The organism is Streptomyces sp. MGP-P1 (genome assembly GCF_057766565.1).
In genome coordinates, this window is record NZ_JBYMEM010000001.1 from 709,349 (window position 1) to 733,480 (window position 24,132).

The window sequence follows — 24,132 nt, forward strand, 5'->3', positions numbered from 1 at the left end:
GTGACCGTACTGGAAGTCGAACACCTCAAGGTCGCCTACGGCGGCCAGAACCAGGGCGACGACGCCCCCCTGGAGACCGTGCGCGACGTCTCGTTCAGCGTCGCCGCCGGCGAATCGCTCGGCGTCGTCGGCGAGTCCGGTTGCGGCAAGAGCCAGACGATGCTGGCGGTCCTGCGGATGCTCGCCCCCGCCGGCGTCGAGATCTCCGGCCGGGTGACGTTCGACGGAAAGGACCTGACCGCGCTCACTCCCCGGCAGATGCGGACCGTCCGGGGCTCCGGCATCGGGCTCGTCTCCCAGGACGCGCTCTCCGCCCTCAACCCGGCCATGACCATCGGCCGGCAGATGGCCGAACCCCTCATCCACTACGACGGGTTCAGCCGGCGGGCCGCCGCCTCCCGGTGCGCGGAGCTCCTGGATCTCGTCGGCCTCCCCGCCGCCCGCGAACGGCTCCGCAGCTATCCGCACGAGCTCTCCGGCGGCATGCGCCAGCGCGTTCTGATCGCCATGGCCATCAGCCGCGAACCGCAGGTCCTGATCGCCGACGAGCCCACGACCGCCCTCGACGTCACCATCCAGTCCCAGGTGCTCCAGCTCATCGACCGGCTGCGCAAGGACCTCCGGATGGCCCTCATCCTCATCACCCACGACCTCGGGGTCGTCGCCGGGGTCACCGACCGGATCGCGGTGATGTACGCGGGCCGGATCGTGGAGACGGCCCCGACCACCGCGCTCTTCGACCGTCCGAGCCACCCGTACACCAGGGCGCTGATGGAGTCCATTCCCCGGATGGACCGCGAACGGGTCGAGCGCCTGCCCGCCATCCCCGGCTTCCCGCCCGACCCCGCCGCACCGCCGCCCGGCTGCGCCTTCCAGCCCCGGTGCACCGCCGCCCGCGCGTCCTGCGAGGGCTCCGTCCCCGAACTCCTCCCCCTCACCTCCACCGCCCCCGGCCACCTTGTCCGCTGCCCCTACACCGCACCGGTCCTCGTCGGGGCGGACCACCGAGAGGAGCGCACATGAACGCCGCCGACGCCCTGCCCCCCGCCACCACCCAACCACCCGAAGCCGACACCGAGACCGACGCCGTCGCCGTCGCCGTCACCGACCTCCGCGTCCACTTTCCTCTCCGTACCGGGGTGCTGCGCCGGGTCACCGGCACCGCGCACGCCGTGGACGGGGTCTCCTTCACCGTGCCCGCCCGCAGCATCGTCACCATCGTCGGCGAGAGCGGCAGCGGGAAGACCACCACCGGGCGCGCCCTGGTCGGCCTCTCGCCGATCACCTCGGGCCGGGTCAGCGTCCACGGCCGGCCCCTGGAGGAGATCCGCCGCGCGGGAGCGCTGCCCCGGCTCGCCCAGATCGTCTACCAGGACCCGTACGCCAGCCTCAACCCGCGGATGACCGTCAGGACGATGATCCGCGAGGTCGTCACCGTGCACCGGACGACGCCCCGCGAGAAGACCGGGGAGCGGGTCGAGGAGCTCCTCGCGCAGGTCGGCCTCCGTACGGAGCTGGCCGACCGCTATCCCCATGAGCTCTCGGGCGGCCAGCGTCAGCGCGCGGCCATCGCCCGCGCCCTGGCGGTCGAGCCCCGCTTCATCGTCTGCGACGAGATCGTCTCCGCTCTCGACGTCAGCATCCAGGGCCAGATCGTCAACCTCCTCAAGGACCTCCGCCGCGAACAGGACGTCAGCTTCCTGTTCATCTCCCACGACATGAGCGTGGTGCGGCACATCTCGGACCACGTCATCGTCATGTACGGCGGTCTGATCATGGAGAGCGGCCCCTGCGACGAGGTGTTCTCCGCCCCCCGCCACCCCTACACGCACGCGCTGTTGGCCGCCGTGCCCGTGCCCGACCCCCGGGCCCCCGGCCTCCGCGGCGAGATCCGCGCCCGGGCCGAGCCCCCGGACCCGGCCGATCCGCTGCCCGGCTGCCGCTTCCAGCGCTCCTGTCCGTTCGCCACCGAGGTCTGCCGCGAAGGCGCGCCGCCCCCGACCGTCGCCGCCGGGGCCACCGGACACACCCTGGCCTGCCACCACGCCGACGCCCCCGAGGTACGGGCCGCACTGTCCCGGAACAGCCCGCCCCCGGCGACCCCGCCCCTGGAAGCCCCCTCCTCGGAAACCCCGCCCCCGGAAAGGACCACCGCCCCATGAACACCCCCGACCTCACCTCCGAGAACGCTCCCGGCGGCCTGCCGGCCATGGCGGACTACACCTCCCACACGGGCGGGGCACGGCGCGCGCCGGCCGGCACGGCGGTGCCGCTGACGGACCCGGCGACCGGGGAGGTCTGGGCCCGTGCGCACCAGGACCCGGAAGCCGTGGACGCCGCCGTCGAGGCCGCCCGCACCGCCTTCCTCGCCCCGTCCTGGGGCGCGCTTCCCGCACACGCCCGCGCCGACCTGCTCTACCGCCTCGGCGACGTGCTGGTCGCGCACACCGAGGAACTCGCGGTACTGGAAACCCGGGCGAACGGCAAACCCCTCACCGCCACCCGCGGCGAGGTCGGCGCGCTGGCCCGTTGGTACCGCTACTTCGCGGCCGTGGCGGAGACCATGGAGGACGTCTCCCGTCCGCTCAGCGTCACGGCGCGAGCGCTCATCACCCAGGAACCGCTGGGCGTCGTCGCCGCGCTCACCCCCTTCAACGGCGCGCTCTCCCTGGGCTCCTGGAAACTCGCCCCGGCGCTGGCCGCCGGCAACACCGTGATCCTCAAGCCGCCGCCGCACGCCCCGGCCTCCTCGGTGCGGCTGGCCGAACTGGCCCTGGAGGCGGGGTTCCCGCCCGGGGTGATAGGCGTCGTCATCGGCGGCGCCGACGAGGGGCGCCGCCTCACCGACCACCCCGACGTCGCCATGGTCACCTTCACCGGCAGCACCGCCGTCGCCCGGACCCTCGGGGCGCGCGCGGCCGAGCGGATGAAGCGCTACGTCTGCGAGGCCGGCGGCAAGTCCGCACACATCGTCTTCGCCGACGGCGACCTCGACGCGGCCGTCGTCGCCGCCCGGCAGGGAGCCTTCTCCGCGGCCGGCCAGACCTGTGTCGCGGGCTCCCGGATCCTCGTCCAGCGCGAGGTGTACGAGGAGTTCCTCCGCAGGTACGGGGAAGCGGTCGGGCGGCTGCGGGTCGGCGACCCCCGCGATCCGCGCACCCACGTCGGGCCGGTGCCCTCGGCCGCGGCTCTGGAGCGGATCGAGGGGTATGTGGACGACGCCCTCGCGAAGGGCGCGCGGGCCGTCACCGGCGGGAAGCGGGCCACCGTCGGAGCGTCGGCCGAGGCGGGCTTCTGGTACGAGCCGACCGTGCTGGCCGACGCCGCGCCCGACCTCGCGGTCTGCCGGGAGGAGGTCTTCGGCCCGGTGGTCACGGTGCACCCCTTCGACACGGAGGACGAGGCGGTCGCGCTCGCCAACTCCGTCGAGTACGGCCTGGCCGCGGGCTTCTGGACCCGCGACGCGGCGCGTGCGCACCGGGTGGCCCGACGGCTGGAGGCGGGCGTGGTCTGGGTGAACACCTACCGGCTGCTGCACTGGAGCGTGCCGTTCGGCGGCTACAAGCAGTCCGGCCTGGGCCGGGAGAACGGCGTCGAGGCCGTCGCCGAGTTCCTCCAGACGAAGTCCGTCATCACCGAACACGGCACCCCGGCCGACCCGTTCGGCGACTGACCACCACCGGCCCCCTCACCGCCGGTCTGTCGGCCTGCCCGCCTCCGTCATCTCTCAGCCCCAGGAACAGGACGCGTCCCATGGAATTCCTCGTCAACATCCGCATCACCTGGCCCGAAGCCATGGACCCCGACCTCAAGACGAAGGTCTCCGACGACGAGCGCCGCCGAGCCGCCGAACTCGCCGCGTCCGGGTCCCTGGTCCGCATGTGGCGGGTGCCCGGCCGGACCGAGAACTGGGGACTGTGGCGTGCTGCGGACCCCACCGAACTCCACGCCACCATCTCGTCGCTGCCGGTCTGGCCCTGGATGGACGTCACGGTGCACGCCCTGGCCGATCACCCGGTCGACCCGGGGCCCTCGGCCTGATCGGGCAGGGGTTTCGGTGGCCGTGCCCCGTACACGAGCAGCGCATGCACCGAAGACGACGGTGCCGGGCTGCTCAGGGGCCACACGCGGTCGGGCTGGGACCGCGACCACGTGACGGGCCGGTCCATGCCGACGCGGGCGCGGCCGCCGCCGGGGTGATCGCTGTCAGCCCGGCCCGTTCGGCCGCGAGGCGTTGCAGCGCGCGCCCGGGGCCGCGTCGCTGGATTCGACCTGCTGCTGGGCAGCGGCTCTGGTAAACGCCGTGATTGAGAGTTCGTCACGTTCCCTTCCGCGTGCACCGGAGCAGGCGGCCAGGACGAAGCCCCGGAGCTCTCCTTCAGGGCACTGCGGTCGTTCAGGAAGCGGTGACGCCCCATCCGGGGTCCTGCTCCTGTCGGGCGGTACGCGAGTTCGGCCCGGTCGTCATGGCCCGGAGCACACGCCCGGTAGACAACTGAAAAGCAGCCCCCGGACCGTGACTTCCCGCTGCCCCACGGTAGGCCTACGCTCTGCCGACCTGGGTGTCCGGGGTGCAGACCGTGCAGAGCCGGAGCCCTGCCTGGCCCCCGGTATCTCAGAGAACCAGTTGACGCGACGGATCCGGGTGCCCCGCGCCCCGCACGCAGCGGCGGGTGCCGGCCCGGGAACTTCGGAGTCGGGGCGGCCGCTCCAGGCCACGTTAAGAGCCGCCGCTCATGGTGACGATCAAGAGTTTTCAGCCCGCACAGCGCATTCTCCGGTCTCACACTGTTCCGAAGAAGTACCGGCCACATGCGCTCCAAGGTTTCCGAGCACACTGCCGTCACCGGCCCCTCCGTGGGGACTTTCGCAAGCTTCTTCGTTCTGAACAGGGGGGTCTGCCTGCGACATGAATGTACGAGCCGGCAGAGACCGGAGCATCAAGTCATTGATCACCTGCCTGCATCGCAGCCCTGGGGGAAAAGGACGCTCGTCGCCCTCCGGTGGATCCCGGCAGCGACCGCCCCAGCCGAATCACGGTTTGCCGCTGCGCAAGGCAGCCGCTGGACAGCTTCGGTCTGTCCGGAACAGAGTCACGCTTCAGGTGCGAATTCCCCTGTCATGCCAGTGTGTCGCCGCATCAGCTGACTCAGCCTGATGCGCAACAAACGGCACCGATCAAGGAGAAACTCATGAGCATGCGGTCCTCGACGCGGTTCCGTAGCGCGCTCACCGGAGCAGCTGTCTGCTCCGCCCTCGCCCTGGGAACCGTGCTGGCAGGCCCCGGCACGGCAGTGGCCTCGACGGAGACAGGGCGTAACTCGACGGCCGCTTCGGCGCAGGCCGCGTGTTCCGTCTACTGGAAGGTGGGCGTGGACTACTCGGGCCTGACCGCAGGCTACAGCTGGGCGTGGAACGTCGTGATCAGGCAGGGAGACACCGGCGACCGGGTCCGGGAGATCCAGTGCCTCGCCATCTACCACGGCTACAGCCTGACGGTCGACGGGCAGTTCGGCCCCGCAACCAAGAACGCGGTCACAGCGTTCCAGCGCGCCCGGGGAATCGGGGCGGACGGCATCGTCGGCTCATCCACATGGCGCCAGCTGCGCAAGTAGTGACCCCGGCCCCCAACCCTCGAGCCGCCGCCATGGGGCCGAGGGCCATGGGGCCGAGGGCCGCGGAATGCGTGCCGTGTCGGCCCGACCCGGCCAGCACCGCGACGACCAGCCCAGTGTCGACGCGGACGTACACCTCCCCCTCCGCATGGGCGTTGGCGTCGTCCGGAAGCCCGGCAATGACCCGGTCGACGTGGACGGCAACCCCGGCAGCCAGCGGACCCGCCACCGCCTCGTATGAATGCGGAGGGCCCTCTGCCCCGGTTGTAGCGGAGAAAGAGGCGTCGGCTTCCCGGACCCGCCGACCCACCCCCGCTGGTCTGGGGCGACCGGCTATCTCGCGGATCAAGAACTGCGTTTCCCTCTGTGTATCACCGCGAAAACAAGCAGAGCTATCCCTAGCAGTCCCATGCCCCCCAAGAAAAGATACATCCCGTCACCTGTCTGCACGCCGGCCACCAATGCCGCGATAGATATCACAACGCAAACGACAGAGTATATTTGCAGCTTGACCTTATCGTTCACCCTGAACTCCATATTCTTGCATGCTTGCCCTTGGTCGCGGCAACGGATGAATCCGTTGCCGCGACAGAGTTTGAAGCTAACGAGCTATCGGCACCACCACATAATCACCCGTAGCTGATGATACTTATGCCCGCGTAGCCCATTGTGCCACCAACCGCGCAGATCGCAGCTACTGCGGCCACCGTCCCGAGGGGTCCGCCGAAGACGCTTGCGGCCTGGATTATTCCCGCTTCGGCTGCGGCGCCGATGCCGCTGATGCAGCCGACAGCAGCTTCCACCTTATTCTCGTGATTGCTCGGATTTTCGTTTAACGACTCTGCTTGGTCATCAGGCACATGCATTGAAGAGCGTTCCGCCCAGCGTGGTGATGCCGTAGGAGCGGATTTGACGCCTCTCGCCCTTTGTAAGCACTGAGGTGTCCACGTCGGAGAGAGGCGTGGCGAGCTGCTCGCTACGCAGAACTACGAAGCCTGCTTCAGCGAAGGTAGAGGCCCACGGCGGAGGGCAGAGAAACTCTTCTGAGTACCAGTTCCGGCGTTCCTATGCGAAGGCAATCCAGGGGTGATGGGCGTGACACAGGATGACGCTCTCACCAGTGCGATCGACGACCGAAGCGGTGTGGAAGGTGCGGGGGTACTCCTGGTTCTCGATCTCGCCCACGTGGCCTTCGACGACTCGGCAGCGGAATACAAAGCGGCCCGGAACGGCCGCAGGTCGGTTTCCGGAAGGGTGCCGTCCTTCGGTACGCAAAAGTCTGTCGCACCCCGCGGCAGCGTGAAGCCCGTGCTTCCTTCAATGGCCACGGAGCTCATCTTGCCCGGTGCGAGACCCACTTGGTCGTCGTAGGTGCTGTGGGCTGCGGGTTCATCCAGTGCGGCGGGGCTTGGTTCCTGTCTTGTGGTGTGCGGGGCGGGTGTGTCCCTGGCCGGTGGCGAGGATTCTGCCCACGTCATAGCGGGTTGCCGTGCGGTGGTTCTTCGAGCCGAGCGGCCGGCCAGGGCCGGGGCGGGTAGGTTTCGGTGCACCGGTTGGGGAGCCGGTCTTCGCGCGCAGGGTTCCTGAACCCTCTGCGGACGCAGGTGCCGTCCGACTCGGCGTGGACGCGCTGCCCGGCTTGCCCAGAGCCCCGAACCGTTGACGGTCCGGGGCTCACAGGCTGTTCAGCGGCGCTCGTCCACAGGTCGAACGCGAAGTGCTCGATGACGGTGAAGCACACCTCGTCCACGGTTCCGACGAGGCGGCCGCCACCCTGGAAGTACACCTCCTCGAGCGCTCCGGCCACGATCTCTTGGAGGCGGTTGGTGCCGTCCTGCCCCTCCTGGGGCGGCCGTCACGCCTGGGTTATGTGGTGTCGCCATCAACCCCTGGAGATCTCACCCACGACATACGCGCCGGCCGCGATGAAACAGACCACGCCTACGCCCAGGAAGAGGACTCGGGTGACCGACTTGCCGATCACCGCATTGCGCTCGTCCTGTCGCGCCGCGATCATTCTGCCTTGCGCCCGGGAAGCGTAGATTCCGATGGCGACGAACAGCACTCCGAGCAGGACGAGCACGACAGCGACAATCATGATGGGTCTCCTGGTCTAAAATTGCCTGTTGGCAAAGTCTTCGGCGGCATAACTCCCGAATTCCGCCGCTGCGTAGCAGCCGACTCCGACCGCGAGGCCCACGCCGCCGGTGGTGACGCCGAAGGCGGCTGCTGTAGCCCCGCAGGTGGCCCCGACGAGCGCGCCACCAGCCAGGCCCGCCAGCCCGGCAAAGCCCGCTTTCGTATCACCACTGGCGAAATCACTCACGACTCCGCCGATGTCGAATGCTGTTCCAGCCTTGTCCACGAATCCGCCCAGGCTGAGGAGCCCGGTGGGGTCGATCTTGTTGACGGGATCGCCTGCGGCGTAGAGGTAGGGGTTCTGTTCCTGGCCGGAGGGGTCGGGGGTGGTGAAGCGGCCGATGTTGGGGTCGTAGTAGCGGGCCGCGAAGTGGTAGAGGCCGGTGGGGTCCTGGTAGCCGCCGGCGAAGCGGTAGGGCTGGGGGACCGTCTCGGTGGTGGTGGTGCGCTGGACGCCGCGGGGGCTGTAGGCGTAGGTATTGGCCTTGGTGCCGGTCTCGTCGGCCAGGGCGACGACGCTGCCGAGTGCGTCGGTCAGGTAGTAGTGGTTCTTCCCCCCACGGGTCATGGAGTTCAGCGTGCCCCCGGGCTCGCGGTTGAATCCCGTGTCCACTCCGGCCGTTGAGGTGGCGGACAGGCCGAGGGGCCCGTTGTGGAAGAAGGTGTCGCCGAGCTTGATCCGCTCGGACTGGTCGGTGGAACCGTACTGCCCGGCGTAGGTCTTGCCGCCGGTGGTGATCGACGTCATCTGGGAGTAGTCCGACCACTTGACGCCGGTGCGGGTGGACTCGGGGGTGGAGGCGCCGGCGGTCTCGTTGCCGATCTGGTCGTAGGACCAGTTCGTGGTCGAGCCGTCCTTCGCGGTGATCTGCTGGGCGTCGTTGACCGTGTAGGTGGTGCCGCGCGGGCAGCCCTTGTCGACGCCCTGCGAGGTGAGGTTCCCGGCCAGGTCGTAGCAGTACTGCCAGGAGGCGTTCAGCGTGCTGCCCTTGTTCTCCGCCGCGTAGGCGAAGCGGCCCGCCTTGTCGTACTCGTAGCTCGTCTTCGTCCCCGCGACCGCGTCGGTGGTGGTGCGGATCTTGTTGCCGTCGGTGGCGCCGCCGGTTCCGTAGCCGTAGGTGTAGGCCAGATCGACCAGGGTGCCCTTCGGACTGGTCGCCTTGATCTTCTCGGGGCGGCCGGACTTGTCCGGGGTGACTTCCTGCACGGTGCTGCCGGGGTAGGTGGTCTTGGTGCGGACGTCGTTCCTGTTGTACTCGTACTTCGTGATCTTGCTCTGGGGGTCCTTCAGCTCCTTGAGCTTGTTGACCTCGTTCCAGGTGTAGTCGGTCAGGCCCGCCGGGTCCTTGTAGGTGTCGACGTTTCCTGCAGGGGTGTAGGCCAGGACCGTCTGGGAACCGTTCTGCAGGGTGCGGATCGTCTCGCGGGAGAGTGCGTCGAACTCGTACTTGATGACCCCGGTGCCGTCCGAGCGCTGGGTGAGGTTGCCGTCACCGTCGTACTCGTACGTGACGGCCAGGTAGTTGGAGGAGTCGACCTTCTTCACCCGGTCGCGGTTGTCGTAGGTGTAGAGGACCGTGACGCCGCGGGCGTCCTTCACCGTCTCAGGACGGCCCAGCGCGTCGTAGGTGTAAGTGGTGGTGCCGAGCGGCGCCGGGGCCTTGACGGTCTTCAGGTTGCCCTGGGCGTCGTAGGTGAAGGTCGTGGAGACCGACTTGGACGCCGTCATCTTCGTGGTGACCTTGCAGACCTGGCCCTCGAAACCACCACAGGTCGGGGTGGCGGGGTTGTAGTCGAAGGACTGGTTGCCACCGCCTGTACCTTCGACGGCGACGGACTTGGTATTGCCGGCCGTGTCGTAGGTGTACTTCGTCTTCTCGTCGTCCGCCGTCGTCAGCGTCTCGGGCAGGTCCGCACCGGCGATCGTCTGGTAGCCCCCCATTGTGGCCGTCGCGCCGGTGGGAAGCTCGGACGAGGTGAGGTTGTTGCGGGAGTCCCACCCGTACTTGGTGACGTTCCCGGAGACGCCGCCCACGCCCATGGCGTCCGCGGCCTCCTGCACGTTGCGGTTCGCGTCGTACTTCTTGGAGCGCGACCGCTCCAGCGCGTCGGTGACCTTGGTGACCTGGCCGTCCGCGTCGTGGTCGTACTTCGTGGACTGCTGCTCCGGGTCGGTGACCGTCGTCCGGCCTGCCGCCGACGGGGTGGCAGCGGAGTAGGCATAGGTCCAGGTCGGGCCGGTGTGGCCGGAGCCGTTCAGCTCGGTGGCCCGGAGCATGGAGGTGACCCGGCTCTGGTCGTCGTAGGTGAAGACCGTGACCCGGCCCTTGGGGGTGGTGATCTTCGTGAGGCGGCGGGAGGAGTCGTAGTCGAAGACCGTGGTCTTGCCCTCGGTGTCCGTCGTCCTCGCCAGGTCGCCGGCGGGGTTGAGGTCGAAGACGGCCGTGCGGCCGGTGTGGTCCTTGGCCTGCCACTGGTTCGGGTACGTCTTGACCAGGTCGACCCAGCGGCCGGAGCGGGCCTCGGTGAGCTTGAAGCCCTTGTGCTCGGAACCCGTGTTGTGCTGGGTGACGGTGAGGGCACCGTTGTTCTTGTCGGTCACCTTCGTCAGCGTGCCGTTGGCGTTGTAGGTGTCCTTGGAGCCCGACTTGCGGTCGGTCAGCGTGTACGTGCCGTCCGCGTTCTTCTTCAGATCCTTGGAGTACCCCTTCGGGGTCGTGAGCGCCCCGCCGGCCGCCTTGGTGAAGCGGACTGCGGCCCCGGTGGCGTCGTACAGGACCACCTCGTCCGCGTTCGACAGGTTCAGGTAGCGCTCGAACTCCTGCCACCACCGCTGTGACACCTTCCCCCAGGGGGCGTCGAGCGAGTTGTACGTACGGGCCAGCCGCAGCTTCTGCCCCACCCCCGCGACCTCGAAGTCCGTCCCCGCCAGCATCAGGTTGCCCGTGGAGTAATTGACCCGCGCCACCAGCGAATCGGTGACCCGGAAATCGGATATCTGATGCCAGGGCACCGACCCCTGCCCCTCCGGGACATACGCGGACGGCGCGGCGGCCGTCGAACCGCGGGCCGCCTTCCGGGACGGCGCGGGCGGTGTGCCGGTCCCGGCCCGCCCCTTCTCCGCCTCCAGCCAAGCGGCCTTCTCCGGCGTGGGGGCTGCCTCCGCCAGGTTGCCGACCGGCTTGTTGGAGCCGACCTTGACCGGTGGCATCTCCGCCTTCGGCCCGCCCGGGCCCCACGCGGAGGCCGCCGCGCCGTCGGCGGTCGGAGCGCCGGCCGGAGCGGCCAGTGCCGGGAGCGCGGTTGCCCCCAGCGCGGCCACCACCAGGGCTGCTGTCAGAGCACTTCTGCGAGATGTACGGGCACGCCGAAACGGCGTGCCGGAAGCACGCGAAACCATGCAATCCCCCCACGGGATACGTAGACGCAGTGGCCACTGAAGCCACCGGAGCCCCACACGCTGCCACGGCTCCTTCACAAGACGCGAACACCTTCTCGACCGAGAACACGCAAACGGGCCGGAACAAGCCGACTTCATCGCCCGATTCGCCCCGGAACGGCCTCTACTGGAGCCTCTCTTGCCTTGTGGCAACTGTTTCAACGTCAACAGAATCGGGGCTGAAAACCAGTCGCGGGTCGCACCACCCCTCACGCTCGAACGCATGAACGATCAAGGTCGGGCAAAGAAGAACGTGCCAAGCAGGGGGAGCAAGGAGCAGGACAGCCGACGAGCGAAGCACCGCATCCACGGAGTCGACCGCGCGACCCGCTGGGCCGGCATCCTGCTGTACTGGGCTCACGCGGCCGCCATGGCCCTGACCGCCGCCGAGGCCATGCACCGGTCGGCCACCAACTGGTGGGCCGTCACCTGGGCAGCGACCGCCGCCCTGTTCATCACCTGGGCCCTTCTCCGCGCCGCCCAGCAGAAGCTCCTCCGACGGGCCGCCGACGAGGACGGGCAAGGTGACCCCTCCTCCCCCGAAGAACCCACCCACTACGACCGGGCCACATAGCCCACCCCTGGAGGAAGCAGCGACGGGACCGGCGCGAGGGCGGCCGGACGCGAGCCCCCCTCAGGCTGCCTTGACTCTGCCGCGGATCTTGGACGGGACCAGGTGCCGAGGGCGCGCCAAGCACTTGGCCAGGGCAACCCCGACCGGCGCATCGTCTTGGGGCCGTCCACGGCGAAGGCCAGACCATCCGCATCGTCCTGGACGACGGACTCCCCCACGAGACCGGCGACTGACACCACCCCGCACCACGGTCGGCGGTCGTCCGTACCGGCCGGGACGGCCGCCGACCCGACGTGGCACATCGCCGTAGCACAGCGGGGGCCCTCACCGCGATCGGTGAGGGCCCCCTGCTGTTCAGAGTGCGGGTATAAACCCCGGCCCAGGCGACGCCAGCAGGTCTGCCCTGAGCCGAACCCCCGGCTCCAGCAGCAGCAGTGCCAGGCTATGTCGTTGTAGAGGACGAACAGGAGGGGGCGTCGCTCGGTGGGGCCGTCTCGCGCGCCGTGCTCGCGGCGGACCGCTTGGACGGTGTTGCCGCCGTCCCGCCCGTGTTCCGTCCGGTCGGGCGCCGCCCGCTCAGTACCGGCCCGCTGCCAGCGGGTGACGGGTAGGGGTCACCCGACCGGACCGGCGGGCGCGGCGGGCGGTGCTGGCCGGGGCTGGGAGGATAGGAGGATGACGCGTCCGATGCTGACCCAGCGGGAGGCTGCCGCCGCGCGCGGTGTGAGCCTTACGACGACCCGCCGACACCGTGAGGCGGGGGATCCGGCCGGGGCGGTGCAGGACAAGGCGCGGGGATGGCTGATCCCGGTGAAGACGGGGCTGCTGCCGCCTGGTCCGGCTGAACGTCCCCGCCGCCTCGACTCCCCCGATGCCCTGCGCGCCTTTTAGTCGGCTGCCGCCGCGCTGTGTGCTAAGCGGGAGCCAGGTCGCTTTGGGCCCCGCGTCGGAATACGCCCTGGCGGAGCGCTCAGGCGGTCCGCTATTCGTCGGTGGGCACCCAAACGCCATGCCGACAGGGCTTGAAGTCCACGAGAACCACCGAGCGCCCGCCGCTAGTGGGGTCCTCGACACATGACACGACGCTTTCCGGGTGCTCGTCACAGATCGGACATGACACGAGCGCGGGATAGTCAGGTTGCTGAAGGACTCCGAGGAGTACCTCCTCATCCCTGCACAGCAAAGCTGCCGCGAGGTCAGCCAGCCACGCAGCTGTCATGCGAATGCGGTTCACCACTTTTCCTCCGGGTGCTGCCGTGGTGCCGGGGGGATGCGGGCGGAGTCACGGAGCATCAGCCGGCTGGTCGTCCTGCCACACCCAGCGGCCGTTGATGTCGGGCGCATAGATGCTGCTGCCGCCCGGGAAGGTGCAGCCGTCGTTGGGAAGCGCAACCCAGGGGTCCTCATCATCAGTGAGGGTCACGGAGGTGGTCTGCCCATCCACTGGTCCGCCGTGCAGTTCGACTGCTATCGAGATGGTGTTGTCGCTCATGCCGCTCTTCTGCCCCGATAGGTACAGACCAATTATTGGAGGCCTGCCGCCAAGAGCCGTTCCGTACCGGCGTGGTGCCGAACAGGCCGCCGTCCAGGTCGAGCCCGGCGACGAAGCGGCGGTCGGTCCGCATGGCCTCGGCTGCGGCGGCACCGCCCAGGGAGTGGCCGAGCAGTCCGATGCGCTGGACGGCGACCCCGGCGAGGGGGCGGGTGCGACGGCACAGCGCATCCGCGACGCAGCGCAGGTCCGCGGCGCGCACGGCGACTTCCAGCCGGTCCTGGGCATCCCAGGCCTCCGGTTCGGCCGGCAGGGCGCCGAGCACCAGGCGGCCGTCGGGGAAGCGGACGGTCGCGGCGCGGCATCGTAGGTGTGGTCGACGGCCGCGACGAGGTGCCCGTGGGAGACGAGTTCCTCGGCCAGGCCGCTGATGAGAATGCGCGAGGCGCCGCGTCCGTGGCTCAGCACCACGGCCGAACGGGTCCTGGGGGCGAGGAATGATCAGGGGCCGGTTTCGGATTGCTCCGAAACCGGCCCCTGATCTGCGACTGTCTCCAGTCGGGACGACAGGATTTGAACCTGCGACCCCTTGACCCCCAGTCAAGTGCGCTACCAAGCTGCGCCACGTCCCGTCGCGTTTCCCCCGGTTTTCCCCGGTTGACCGCGCAGGACAAACATTACCTCACTCGGAGGACCGTATCGACGCCCGTGCCTGTTGGGCGCGGGCGGCGAGCCCCTCGGCCCCGCAGGCCATCGCCTGCTTCTGGGCGCGGGCGAGCTCCCGGTGCGAACCGATCGCGATTCCGTAGTCGACTCGGGCGAGGGCGTGCTCGTAGGCGGAGGAGGACTTCTCCAGGTGCCCCACCGCCTCGGCGAGCAGCTGCGCGGCCCGCTCCGGGGGTGCGAAGAGGGCGACGCAGCGGAGCGCCTCGCCCATGGCGGTGGGCGTTCCGAACCTTTCGGCGTGCACGCGGTTCCGGGCGGCGAGGTGGGCCGCACGGGCCGGGTCGTCGTCGGCCAGGGCCCGCGCCAGGTCGCCGGCCCAGGGAGCCCAGACGCCGTTGAAGCGTTGGCGCGACTCCAGGGCGGCGCCCGCCACCTCGAGCTCCGCGATCGCGTCCTCCTTGCGGCCCTCCGCCAGCAGCAGGCGGCCCCGCATGGATGGTGCGTCGGGCAGCACCATGGCGCTGGGGTAGGGCGGGCCGAAGTCGTAGCGGTCGGCGATGCGGCGGGCCTCCTCGGTGCGCCCGCGGGCCAGCAGGGTGTCGATGAGCAGGCAGGCCGCGTCCCAGTGGACGGGGAGTCCGGAACCGACGCGGTCGGCGAGGCGAAGCCCCTCGCGCAGGAAGCCCTCGGCCTCGGCGAGGCGGCCGCGACGACGGTGGACCATGCCGAGCAGGGTGTGCGCGAACGCCAGGTGGGCCCCGCTCCAGCCGGAGATCTCGAAGGCCCGTACCGCTTCGCCGAAGAGGCTCTCTGCGCGGTCCAGCTGGTCGACGAAGGTGTAGGCGATACCGACCATGGTGGGGAGTTCGAAACCCCACTCGGAGTCGGTCCAGCCGAGCCCCCGGGCGGGACTGCCGTCGATCAGCGCGCGTTCGCACAGGTCCACGATGAGCTGGGCGTTCTCACCGCGCACCATGGCGTCGAAGGCCCGAAGCGTGAGCAGTGCCCGCTCCGCGTTGTCGCGGCCCTTGAGGTGGTCGGCGTTGCGGGTGAGCCGCCGGGAGCGGGCGGGTCCGTCGTCCTCGGTGGCCTGCATGCCCTCCCACATGAAGTGCGCTGCCTGCAGCCGCATCAGCCCGGGGCCGGGTGCGGTGCGCGCGGCCTCCGCGGCCAGCGAGAGCGCCGCGTCCTTGAGCTGGTTGTTGTGGGCGAGCGCGGCGGCGAGCCGGAAGGTGGCGTCGACCCGCAGCCCGTCGTCGAGTCCCGGCATGTCCAGGGCGGCGCGCAGGTGCTGGACCGTGGTGGGCGGGGAGCTCAGCAGCGTCGCGCAGCCCAGCTCGTACAGCAGGACGGCCCGGTCCTTGGGGCGCGGAGGCTCCTCCAGTGCCCGTTCCAGGCAGCGCCGGGCCGCTTCGGGCGCACCGACGGCGAGGTGCTGGCCGGCGGCTTCCCGTAGTTGCGCGACCAGTTCCTGGTCGTCGTCCGGGTGGACCTCCAGCAGGTGCCGGGAGGCCGCGGCGGCGCCGAGGCCGGCCCGGGTGATCGCCCAGGCGGCGCGCCCGTGCATGGCGGTGCGGGTGGCCGGCGGGATCGAGCGGTAGACCGCCGTCGCGATCAGCGGGTGGACGAACTCCAACGGGTCGAAGCCGCTGACGATACGGGCGTCACGCAGCCGGGCCGTGCAGTCGGCGGCCTCCGCCGAGCTCATTCCGGCGAGTGTGGCGGCCAGTTCCTGCGAGATGTCGGTACCCAGCACGGCGGCTGCCCAGGCGAACCGGTTGGCGTTCGTGCCGAGCCGTTCCAGGCGGGCGACGAGGCCGCTGCCCCTGGCGGACGCGCCGAGTTCGCGCAGTTCGCCCGCGGATTCCTCCACCGGCGGCAGGTCGCGGTCCTGGACCTTGGCGACCAGTTCGACCGCCTCGTACGGATTGCCTCCGGTGACGGCCCACACCTCACGGCAGAACGGGTCGTCGGCGTGATCACCGAGGCCCGCGCGGACCAGTACGGCGGTGGCGTCCGGGGTCAGGGCCCGCAGAGCGACCCGGGTCACCGTCCCCTGACTGCCGAAACCGCGCTCGGCCTCGCGGTCGGCGATGTAGTTGGCGTCGCGCTCGGCCAGCTCCTGCGGGCGGTGCGCCTGCACCACCAGGAGCGGCAGTTCACCGAGACGGGCCGTGAACGAGGCCAGCCAGGCGAGGGATTCGCCGTCCGCCCAGTGCGCGTCGTCCACGATGAGCAGTAACGGCCGGTGGCTGAGCCGGGACGCGAGTCGGCCGACGACGAAGTCCAGGCCGTCGCGCACACCCTGCGGATCGGGCTGCGGCCCGCTCGGCTCGGCGAGTCCCAGGGCCGGGGCGGTCGTCTCGTACCAGTCGCCGAACAGGGCGCGGGTCTCGTCGGGCGGGAACTGATCGAGTGCGGGCTGCAACAACTGCCGTACGACGTGGAACGGTACGGAGGTGATGGTCTCGCCTCCCCGGGCGGACCAGACGGTGCAGCGGTCGGCGGCCATCCTCCGGATCTCCGCGAGCAGCGCGGTCTTGCCGATCCCCGCCTCTCCGCTGAACACCAGGAGTCCGCCGACGGCCTGCGCACCACAGAGGGCGTCCACCGCCTCCGCGGCGGCGGCGAGTTCCGGTTCACGCTCATACAACGGTTGGGACGGCTTCATGCCCACCCTTCCCACAGAGGCAGTCTTCTCGACGGTCGAGCCTAGTCGTGCGCGGGTGCTCATCGACAGGGTTCGCATGATTCTCCGCAGGTGCGGGGCACAATCGAGGGGTGAACGAGACGCGCAGAGACCGTGATGCCGAGGGCCGGGCGCGCAACGCGCGCCCCCGTGACGGACTGGGACGCCCCCTGCCGTACGGCACGCCCGGTGTCGAACGACAGCCGGAGGGGGTCGTCCGCACGCCCTCGGAGACGCTCCGGGAGGCGCAGAGACTGCTGGACGCGGGAATGCCGTTCCACGCGCACGAGGTCTTCGAGGACGCCTGGAAGTCGGGTCCGAGGGACGAGCGTGAGCTCTGGCGGGGGCTGGCCCAGCTCGCGGTGGGGCTGACCCATTCCGCGCGGGGCAACACCGCGGGCGGCGCGCGGCTGCTGCGCCGGGGCGCGGGGGCGCTCGCCCCGTTCACCGCGTCCGGGCCGCACGGGATCGCGATCGCGGGACTGTCCGACTGGGCCCGGCGGTTGGCGGACCGGGTGGAGGCAGGGCCGACGGTTGACGCGTCGGCCGAGGCGCCCCGCCTGCGGAGGTAGTCCGAGGGCCGGGGCGGGGCCGGGGCGGGGCGGGGTCAGGAGCGGAAGGACAGGGTCCGCGGGCCCCGGCTCCGTGCAGCTACTACGATCCGGCTCCATGAGCACTTCTGACCAGGACCAGGCCCAGGATCAGCAGCGGGACCAGCACGCGAAGGACCGGGGAACCGACTCCCCGATAGCCGACGCCGCCACGGAGACGGAAGCGGCCACGGAGAGGGAGACGGCTACGACTACGGCTACGGCTGCGGCTGCGGCTGCGGCTGCGGCTGCGGTCGGAGTCGATGTTGCCGGTGGTGAGGACCGTGGGGACGGTCAGGACGGTCAGGACGGGGAGAGACTCACCCCGCGCCAGGCCCGGCGGCTGCGGATCGTGCTCTCCTCGGTGGGCATGGCGGCGATGGCCCTCGTGCTCGGGCTGCGCATCGCGAGCCGCTCGTCGGTACTCGTCGTCGGCGTCTACGGGCTCGCGCTCATCCTGTGCGGCGTGGTCATCGAGCTGAGCAGGAACGGACGCACCCGGCTGGCCAGCTGGCTGCTGGGAACCGGGCTGCTGGCCGCCGTGGGAGCGGACTGGCTGCTGCTCCCCTGAGGAGGCGGTCCGGCGGTCCGGATGCCTCAGATCAGCAGCAGTTGAAGTCCGCCGACCACCGTCGCGCCGATGACGATCCGGTCGAAGACCTTCTGGTCGATCCGGTCGACGCACACCCGGCCCAGGTAGGCGCCGGGCAGGACGAACAGCAGCAGGCAGGCGTCGAGCAGCAGGGAGCGGGCGTCGATCAGGCCGAGGCCCACGCTGAACGGCACCTTGGACACGTTCAGGATCAGGAAGAACCAGGCCGAGGTGCCGAGGAAGCCGAGCTTGCGGAAGCCGGCCGAGAGCAGATAGAGGGACATCACCGGCCCGCCGGCGTTGGCGACCATCGTGGTGAACCCGCCGAGAACCCCGTAGCCGCGCGCGGCGGTCCGACCGGCGCCGGTAGCGGCTTGGTCACCCGCGACGGGACCGGTGCCCGCCTCGGTCCCGGTCGCCTGCTCCTCGGCCCCGGTCGTCTTCTCCGCGATCCGACGGCGCCACAGGGTCACCCCCGTCATGAACAGCAGGATCGCGCCGATGGAGGTACGGACCGCCGCGTCGTCGGCCCACAGCAGGAACAGGGTGCCCGCCACGACGCCCACGGCGACGGCGGGGAACAGCCGGAGCAGGGTGGGCCAGTGGGCGTGACGGCGGTAGACGCGTACGGCGAGGAGGTCGCCGACGATGAGGATCGGGAGCAGCACCCCGGTCGACTCGCGGGCCGGGAGAACGGCCGCGAAGACCGCGAGGCTGATCGTGTTGGCACCGCTGACAGCTGTCTTGGAGAAGCCGACGAGGGTGGATGCCGCCGCGAGTGCGGCCAGTTGCCAGAGGCTGATGGTGTCCATGTCGGGAAAGATGGTAAGCGCATCGGTTTTCCGACCGCCGGGCTCTTACCCTCGCCCCTCCGTGAGCGTTTGATCGATTTAGCCCGCTTTCGATTGATCCATTGACCCTCTCCGATCAGTCGCTCAGGATTCCCGCATGACCGTCTCCCTTGGTGCCCTCTTCGAACTCCGCCCGGAAGACCGCGCGTCGAGCCCGTACACCGGATACACCCGCGCCCACTGGGAGGCGGCCGCCGACGGGATGCTGGACGCCGCCTGGAAGTGGGCCACGCCGCGTGGCGCCCGGCTCGACCTGCCCGGTCCACCGTCGCACTCGGGCGTCCGCTCCGACGGGCTGGAGGGGTACGCGCGCACGTTCCTGGCGGCCGGCTTCCGGATCGCGGGGGCGGGTGGCAAGGACCCGAACGGCTGGCTGGAGCGGTACGCGGACGGGCTCGACGCCGGTACGCGGACACCGGGCCGGGACGACGCGGAGTCCTGGCCGCTGATCCTGGACCACGATGTGCAGGGGCAGCCCATGGTGGAGTCGGCCTCGGTGGCCCTCGGGCTGCGGCTCACCCGGCCCTGGCTCTGGGACCGGCTGACGCCCGACGTGCGGGACCGGGCGGCGCACTGGCTGCGGGGCTCGCTGCGGCACGTTCCGGCGGGCAACAACTGGTACCTCTTCCCGTACACCGTGGCCGGCTTCCTGGAGTCGGTGGGCCGGGGCGACGCGGAGACGGCACGGGCCCGGGAGCGGGCTCTGGAGCTGCTGGAGAGCTGGTACCGGGGCGACGGCTGGTACGCCGACGGGGACGGGCGCGCCTTTGACCACTACAACGGCTGGGCGCTGCACCTGTATCCGCTGCTCGACGCCCATCTGTCGGGCGACGCACGGGAGTCGGCGCGGCACGGGGCGCGGTTGCGCGAGCATCTGGAGAGCTTCGCGCTGATGTTCGGCGGCGACGGGGCCCCGCTGCATTTCGGGCGCTCGCTGACCTATCGCTTCGCCGCGGGCGCTGGTGTGGCTCTGGGCGCGGTGACCGGGCACACACCACTCGCCCCGGGGGCGTCCCGGCGAGTGGTCAGTGGGGCGCTGCGGTACTTCCTGGAGCGCGGCGCGGTCGACGGGAGCGGGCAGTTGAGCCTCGGCTGGCACGGCCCGCACGCGGCGACGCTGCAGACCTACTCCGGCCCCGCGTCACCTTATTGGGCGTCGAAGGCGTTCGTGTCCCTGTTGGCTCCCGCCGAGCATCCATTCTGGTCGTCGCCGGAGGAGGCGGCCCCGAGCGAGGGACCCGACCGGGTGCTGTCCGTGCCCGCGGCGGGCCTTCTGGTGCAGTCGACGCGGGTGGACGGCGTGGTGCGGCTGCACAACCACGGCAGCGACCATGTCCGCCCGGACGAGGGCGAGTCCGCGGCCGACGAGGACCCGCACTACGCGCGGCTCGCGTACTCCACCGTGACCGGGCCCACCTCGGCGGCGAACACCGCGGACAACCATCTGTCGTTGACGGTCGGCGGGGCGCGCAGCGCACGGCGGCGCATCCATCCGCTCGGGTCAGGGCACGGCGACGGCTGGGGCTGGGCGGCCTCCTGGCATTTTCCGGTGTTTCCGACGGGCCCGTCCACCGTCCCCGGGCTGCGGGTGGAGAGCGCGATCGTGGCGCGGGGCTGCCATGAACTGCGGGTGCACCGGGTGCTGGGCGCGCCGGACGGGGCGCGGGCCGAGCTGACGGGCTGGGCCACCGACCCCGGCGGGGCGGTGCGCTCACGGTTGTGGGGGCTGCACGGCTGGGAGGCTCCCGAGGACGTACGGGTCCCCCGGGGGACGGCGTTCGCCCGTTGGGCGACCGTGCCCCGGCTCGCCGCCGAGGTGACCGGCACGGTGGTCCTGGCCGCCCTGGCCTCCCTCACCGCCGACCCGGCAGCCGACCTGGAGCCCGCCGAGGTGGTGGGCCGGGTGTGGGTGGCCGGTGACACGGTCGAGGTGCGCTGGGCGCTGGACGGGGCGCGGACGCGGATCACGTTCGGGGGTGCGGCGGTGACGGTGGCTCACGGGCCGGGGAGCACCGCCGCCTGAGGCCTCGCGTTCGGATCAGGCCGGATCGGCGGTCAGACCTGAACGTCTGGTCGAACCGCATCGTGTTGATCGGATCTCGGGCGTCCGGTGCGACCTCGTCCCACGGACAGCGCTCCTCCCTCCCGTACACGCGAAGGCCCCGCCCGGAGGTCCGGCGAGGCCTCGACGCCGGCCGGAAGGGGTCGGCGGGGGCGGCGGGGGCGGGCGCTGCCGGGAGGGGGGCGCGGGTCAGCGTGTGCTGGGGATGTCCCGCCCGTGCAGTCGTCCGCGCTGCGGGTCGAAGAGCTGTGCCGCCGCTCCGGAGACGACCAGACCGGCGGCGATCAGAAGACCGTGGCCCACGGCGATACCGGTGCCCAGTGCGGCGAGCCCGACGGCGAGCCACACCCAGGCGGTGCGGCGGCGGTACTCGCGCGGGGGGCGCGGGGTCCCGCCGGACATCGCCTCGACGAACCCGGGATCGTCGTGACGCAGCTGCTCCTCCAGGTCTCGCAGCCGCTGGTCGTACGTGGGCACGGTGTCTCCCTCCCGGTACGGAAACCCTCTCGGCGCCTGATGCTCCCGCCCCCGCGGTGCGGCACGGGGCAGGTCCCCTGGGGCCCTGGCCTCATGGTCGTCGGGGGAGGCCGCCGGGGACCATCGGGGACAGCACCCATATCCGGGGGTGCGCACCATGCAGACCGGGCGCGCGGGGTGTCGGGGCCTGGCGGCGACGGCCGGCCACCCGCGCAGCGGCGATAGTGGAGGCTGTCAGCGCGCCCATGGACCCGACCTCGGAAGGAGCCGTTCGACCTTGTCCCTGTTCTGGCGGATCTTCCTGCTCAACGCCGCCGTGCTGGTGGCGGCCGGCGCCCTGCTGCTGCTCGGGCCGATCACCGTCTCCACCCCGGTCCTGTTGACCGAGGCCATGATCTTGACCGGCGGCATCGCCTTCATGCTCGCGGCCAACGCCGCTCTGCTCCGGCTCGGCCTCTTCCCGCTCCAGCGCGTCACCCGCGCGATGACGACCACCGATCTGCTGCGTCCGAGCCCGCGGCCCGAGGTCGCGGGTCACGGTGAGATCGCCGCGCTGATCGAGACGTTCAACACGATGCTGGACCGGCTGGAGGCCGAGCGGGCCACCAGCAGTGCCCGCGCGCTCTCCGCGCAGGAGGCCGAGCGCCGCCGTGTGGCGCAGGAGCTGCACGACGAGGTCGGGCAGACGCTGACCGCGGTTCTGCTGGAGCTGAAGCGGGTCGCCGACCACGCCCCGGAGCCGCTGCGCGGGGAGTTGCGGCAGGTCCAGGAGATCACCCGGGGCTCGCTCGACGAGATCCGCCGGATCGCGCGCCGGCTACGGCCCGGGGTGCTGGAGGAACTGGGCCTGGTGAGCGCGCTGACGGCGCTGATCACCGAGACCCCGACGCCGGACGGGCTGACGATCCGCCGCCGGATGGGCAAGGACCTGCCCGAGTTGGGCGCCGAGGCCGAACTGGTCGTCTACCGGATCGCGCAGGAAGCCCTCACCAACACCGTCCGGCATGCCCGCGCCACCCGGCTCGAACTGTCTTTGCGGCGCAGCCCCGGCGGAGTGGAGCTGCGCATCCGCGACGACGGCCGCGGCCTCGGGAACGCCCCGGAGGGGGCGGGCCTGCGCGGTATGCGCGAACGCGCTCTGCTGATCGGCGCCGAGGTCTTCCTCGGTTCAGGCCCGCAGGGCGGCACCGAAGTACGTCTCGATGTGCCCGTCCGGAACGGAAGCAAGTGACCATGCCCACCTCACCGTCCATCGCCACACCTTCCAGGGGCGCGACCACTCCGACCTGCATCCTGCTCGCGGACGACCACGCACTCGTGCGTCGCGGCGTCCGGCTGATCCTCGACGGCGAACCGGACCTGACGGTCGTCGCCGAGGCGGGCGACGGCGCCGAAGCCATCGAGATGGCCCGCGCCGAACGGCCCGATCTGGTCATCCTGGATATCGCGATGCCCCGCCTGACCGGCCTCCAGGCGGCGCGTGAGCTGTCCCGGGTCATGCCCGGTCTGCGGATCCTGATGCTCACGATGTACGACAACGAGCAGTACTTCTTCGAGGCGCTGAAGGCGGGGGCGGCCGGGTACGTCCTCAAGTCGGTCGCGGACCGGGACCTGGTGGAGGCCTGCCGGGCGGCGATGCGCGACGAGCCGTTCCTCTACCCGGGCGCGGTGACCGCACTCATCCGCAACTTCCTCGACCGGGCCAGGGACGGCGAGGACCTGCCGGCGCGGGCCATCACGGAGCGCGAGGAGGAGATCCTCAAGCTGGTCGCCGAGGGCCACTCCTCCAAGGAGATCGCCGACCTGCTCGTCATCAGCGTCAAGACCGTGGAGCGGCACCGCGCCAACCTGCTCCAGAAGCTCGGCCTGCGCGACCGCCTGGAGCTGACCCGCTACGCGATCCGCGCCGGGCTGATCGAACCCTGACCCGCGGGATCGAGGGCGGCGCGGGCAGTTCATATGATTCTCACCCGGTCCGCATAGGGTGCCACCGTGACCCAGATGACCCCGCCCGGCTGGCATCCAGACCCCGGGCACTCAGGCAATGGCCCCGCTCAGGAACGCTGGTGGGACGGAGCGCAGTGGACCGGCCATGTCCGCGCGTCTCCCGGCGCGGCGCGCCGTCGCGGGATCCGCGTCGGTGTCGGTGTGACGGTGGGCGCGGTGGTACTCGCCGCCATCGGGGGCGGTGTGTATCTGCTCGGCGAGGACAGCGGCGGCCGGCCGGACACGGCGGCCTCCTCGCCGTCCGCCGTCCCCGATCCGCCCGGCGCACCGGACGGCGGCGAGAAGGACGGCCGGGAGGGCGACGGGGGGAACGGAGACGGTCAGGGACCCGGCGACCGGCTCCCGCCGACCGAGCCGGGCTTCGCCACGGACCTGGCCGCGGGGATCAGCCTTCCGGTACCCAAGGGCTGGAAGGGAACCTCCGGGGCGGTCGGCGCCGGACTGACGACGGGTGAGCACGCGTGTCCCGGCGACACCGCCGAGACCTGTGTGCGCGGCGGAGTGTTCTCCGCCCCGGCGGCTGCCATGAAGCTCACCGCGGGGACGCCCGAGGAGGCGGCCGAGAAGGACATCGTCCTCAACGCGCAGGAGTCCTACGGCGGTAAGAGCTACGGGAAGATCTCCTCGCACGAGGAGCTGAGGTCCGAGGCCGTCACGGTGGCGGGCGGCAAGGGCTACGTCGTGCGCTGGAAGGTGGTGACGGAGAAGGGCGACGACGGCTACGTGGAATCGCTGGTGTTCCCCTCCCCCGTCTCCAAGGACATGCTCGTCGTGGTCCGGTCCGGGTTCGACGTCAACAAGGACGCGCCGAAGCTGTCCGTCCTGGACGACATCACCCGCGGGATCAAGGCCGCGTCCGGTGTTGGAGGAGGCGGCGGCGGAGCCGTCTGAACGGCCCCGCCCGGCGTCGCGTGACCGGCGGGGCCCGGACCACATCCG

At 70.9% G+C, this 24,132-nt stretch carries 21 protein-coding genes, 1 tRNA gene and 2 pseudogenes; 15 read left to right on the forward strand and 9 right to left on the reverse strand.

The features are described from left to right. The 6 genes from AC3CH1_RS03265 to AC3CH1_RS03290 all read left to right on the forward strand — a co-directional run bounded on the left by AC3CH1_RS03265 (position 1) and on the right by AC3CH1_RS03290 (position 5,856). Positions 1–1,023, forward strand: coding sequence for an ABC transporter ATP-binding protein (locus AC3CH1_RS03265; RefSeq protein ID WP_488461463.1), 1,023 nt, complete (start codon positions 1–3; stop codon positions 1,021–1,023). After that, entirely contained in the window at positions 1,020–2,162 is a 1,143-nt protein-coding gene (locus tag AC3CH1_RS03270; RefSeq protein WP_488461464.1) for an ABC transporter ATP-binding protein, read from the forward strand. The genes AC3CH1_RS03265 and AC3CH1_RS03270 overlap by 4 nt, the downstream gene beginning before the upstream one ends. Then, positions 2,159–3,673, forward strand: coding sequence for an aldehyde dehydrogenase family protein (locus AC3CH1_RS03275; RefSeq protein ID WP_488461465.1), 1,515 nt, complete (start codon positions 2,159–2,161; stop codon positions 3,671–3,673). The genes AC3CH1_RS03270 and AC3CH1_RS03275 overlap by 4 nt, the downstream gene beginning before the upstream one ends. Positions 3,674–3,753: 80 nt before the next feature. Further along, a complete protein-coding gene (locus AC3CH1_RS03280; protein ID WP_488461466.1) occupies positions 3,754–4,041 on the forward strand; it encodes a muconolactone Delta-isomerase in 288 nt (95 codons plus the stop codon). A 1,151-nt stretch (positions 4,042–5,192) separates the two neighbouring features. Then, on the forward strand, positions 5,193–5,615 hold the full coding sequence (locus AC3CH1_RS03285) for a peptidoglycan-binding domain-containing protein (RefSeq protein ID WP_488461467.1): 423 nt from the start codon (positions 5,193–5,195) through the stop codon (positions 5,613–5,615). A gap of 76 nt (positions 5,616–5,691) precedes the next feature. Then, positions 5,692–5,856 (forward strand): hypothetical protein, encoded by a 165-nt coding sequence (locus AC3CH1_RS03290; RefSeq protein ID WP_488461468.1) that lies wholly within the window; start codon positions 5,692–5,694, stop codon positions 5,854–5,856. A 1,148-nt stretch (positions 5,857–7,004) separates the two neighbouring features. Here AC3CH1_RS03290 and AC3CH1_RS03295 read toward each other — a convergent pair. The 3 genes and pseudogenes from AC3CH1_RS03295 to AC3CH1_RS03305 form a co-directional block, all read right to left on the reverse strand. Next, positions 7,005–7,215 (reverse strand): annotated as a pseudogene (locus AC3CH1_RS03295) (NF041680 family putative transposase); the annotation flags it as partial. A 282-nt stretch (positions 7,216–7,497) separates the two neighbouring features. Next, on the reverse strand, positions 7,498–7,713 hold the full coding sequence (locus AC3CH1_RS03300) for a hypothetical protein (protein WP_488461469.1): 216 nt from the start codon (positions 7,711–7,713) through the stop codon (positions 7,498–7,500). Between the two features lie 15 nt (positions 7,714–7,728). Further along, positions 7,729–11,076, reverse strand: coding sequence for an RHS repeat-associated core domain-containing protein (locus AC3CH1_RS03305; protein WP_488462131.1), 3,348 nt, complete (start codon positions 11,074–11,076; stop codon positions 7,729–7,731). Positions 11,077–11,416: 340 nt separating this feature from the next. On the opposite strand from AC3CH1_RS03305, the gene AC3CH1_RS03310 reads away from it, so the two are divergent. Both AC3CH1_RS03310 and AC3CH1_RS03315 read left to right on the forward strand, forming a co-directional pair. Continuing rightward, positions 11,417–11,767 carry a hypothetical protein gene (locus AC3CH1_RS03310; RefSeq protein ID WP_488461470.1) on the forward strand — a complete coding sequence of 117 codons (351 nt, stop codon included), beginning with the start codon at positions 11,417–11,419 and terminating at the stop codon, positions 11,765–11,767. A 675-nt stretch (positions 11,768–12,442) separates the two neighbouring features. Next, on the forward strand, positions 12,443–12,658 hold the full coding sequence (locus AC3CH1_RS03315) for a hypothetical protein (protein WP_488461471.1): 216 nt from the start codon (positions 12,443–12,445) through the stop codon (positions 12,656–12,658). Between the two features lie 391 nt (positions 12,659–13,049). On the opposite strand, the gene AC3CH1_RS03320 is transcribed toward AC3CH1_RS03315, so the two are convergent. Next, positions 13,050–13,259 (reverse strand): hypothetical protein, encoded by a 210-nt coding sequence (locus AC3CH1_RS03320; RefSeq protein ID WP_488462132.1) that lies wholly within the window; start codon positions 13,257–13,259, stop codon positions 13,050–13,052. Between AC3CH1_RS03320 and AC3CH1_RS03325 the strand changes: the two genes are divergently transcribed. Then, on the forward strand, positions 13,258–13,629 hold the full coding sequence (locus AC3CH1_RS03325; protein ID WP_488462174.1) for a hypothetical protein: 372 nt from the start codon (positions 13,258–13,260) through the stop codon (positions 13,627–13,629). The two genes, AC3CH1_RS03320 and AC3CH1_RS03325, sit on opposite strands and share 2 nt — an antisense overlap. Before the next feature lie 41 nt (positions 13,630–13,670). On the opposite strand, the pseudogene AC3CH1_RS03330 reads toward AC3CH1_RS03325, so the two are convergent. The 3 genes and pseudogenes from AC3CH1_RS03330 to AC3CH1_RS03340 form a co-directional block, all read right to left on the reverse strand. Continuing rightward, positions 13,671–13,730, reverse strand: a pseudogene (locus AC3CH1_RS03330) (hypothetical protein); the annotation flags it as partial. 87 nt (positions 13,731–13,817) lie between these two features. After that, positions 13,818–13,891 (reverse strand) — tRNA-Pro (locus AC3CH1_RS03335). 50 nt (positions 13,892–13,941) lie between these two features. After that, a complete protein-coding gene (locus tag AC3CH1_RS03340; RefSeq protein WP_488461472.1) occupies positions 13,942–16,596 on the reverse strand; it encodes an ATP-binding protein in 2,655 nt (884 codons plus the stop codon). 110 nt (positions 16,597–16,706) lie between these two features. On the opposite strand from AC3CH1_RS03340, the gene AC3CH1_RS03345 reads away from it, so the two are divergent. Further along, positions 16,707–17,186: a DUF309 domain-containing protein gene (locus AC3CH1_RS03345; protein ID WP_488461473.1), complete on the forward strand. Its 480-nt coding sequence runs from the start codon at positions 16,707–16,709 to the stop codon at positions 17,184–17,186. A 97-nt stretch (positions 17,187–17,283) separates the two neighbouring features. Then, positions 17,284–17,775 (forward strand): hypothetical protein, encoded by a 492-nt coding sequence (locus AC3CH1_RS03350; RefSeq protein WP_488461474.1) that lies wholly within the window; start codon positions 17,284–17,286, stop codon positions 17,773–17,775. Positions 17,776–17,801: 26 nt separating this feature from the next. Here the strand turns inward: AC3CH1_RS03350 and AC3CH1_RS03355 are convergent, their stop codons facing one another. Further along, on the reverse strand, positions 17,802–18,608 hold the full coding sequence (locus AC3CH1_RS03355) for a sulfite exporter TauE/SafE family protein (RefSeq protein ID WP_488461475.1): 807 nt from the start codon (positions 18,606–18,608) through the stop codon (positions 17,802–17,804). A gap of 136 nt (positions 18,609–18,744) precedes the next feature. On the opposite strand from AC3CH1_RS03355, the gene AC3CH1_RS03360 reads away from it, so the two are divergent. Then, a complete protein-coding gene (locus AC3CH1_RS03360) occupies positions 18,745–20,670 on the forward strand; it encodes a DUF2264 domain-containing protein (RefSeq protein ID WP_488461476.1) in 1,926 nt (641 codons plus the stop codon). A gap of 228 nt (positions 20,671–20,898) precedes the next feature. Here the strand turns inward: AC3CH1_RS03360 and AC3CH1_RS03365 are convergent, their stop codons facing one another. Then, positions 20,899–21,186 carry a DUF3040 domain-containing protein gene (locus tag AC3CH1_RS03365; protein WP_488461477.1) on the reverse strand — a complete coding sequence of 96 codons (288 nt, stop codon included), beginning with the start codon at positions 21,184–21,186 and terminating at the stop codon, positions 20,899–20,901. Positions 21,187–21,463: 277 nt separating this feature from the next. On the opposite strand from AC3CH1_RS03365, the gene AC3CH1_RS03370 reads away from it, so the two are divergent. The 3 genes from AC3CH1_RS03370 (at position 21,464) to AC3CH1_RS03380 (ending at position 24,084) form a co-directional block, all read left to right on the forward strand. Continuing rightward, positions 21,464–22,417: a HAMP domain-containing sensor histidine kinase gene (locus tag AC3CH1_RS03370; protein WP_488461478.1), complete on the forward strand. Its 954-nt coding sequence runs from the start codon at positions 21,464–21,466 to the stop codon at positions 22,415–22,417. Between the two features lie 2 nt (positions 22,418–22,419). Continuing rightward, complete coding sequence (locus AC3CH1_RS03375) at positions 22,420–23,112, forward strand: response regulator (protein ID WP_488461479.1); 693 nt, start codon at positions 22,420–22,422, stop codon at positions 23,110–23,112. 75 nt (positions 23,113–23,187) lie between these two features. Beyond that, positions 23,188–24,084 (forward strand): DUF2510 domain-containing protein, encoded by an 897-nt coding sequence (locus tag AC3CH1_RS03380; RefSeq protein WP_488462133.1) that lies wholly within the window; start codon positions 23,188–23,190, stop codon positions 24,082–24,084. The last annotated feature ends 48 nt before the right edge of the window (positions 24,085–24,132 follow it).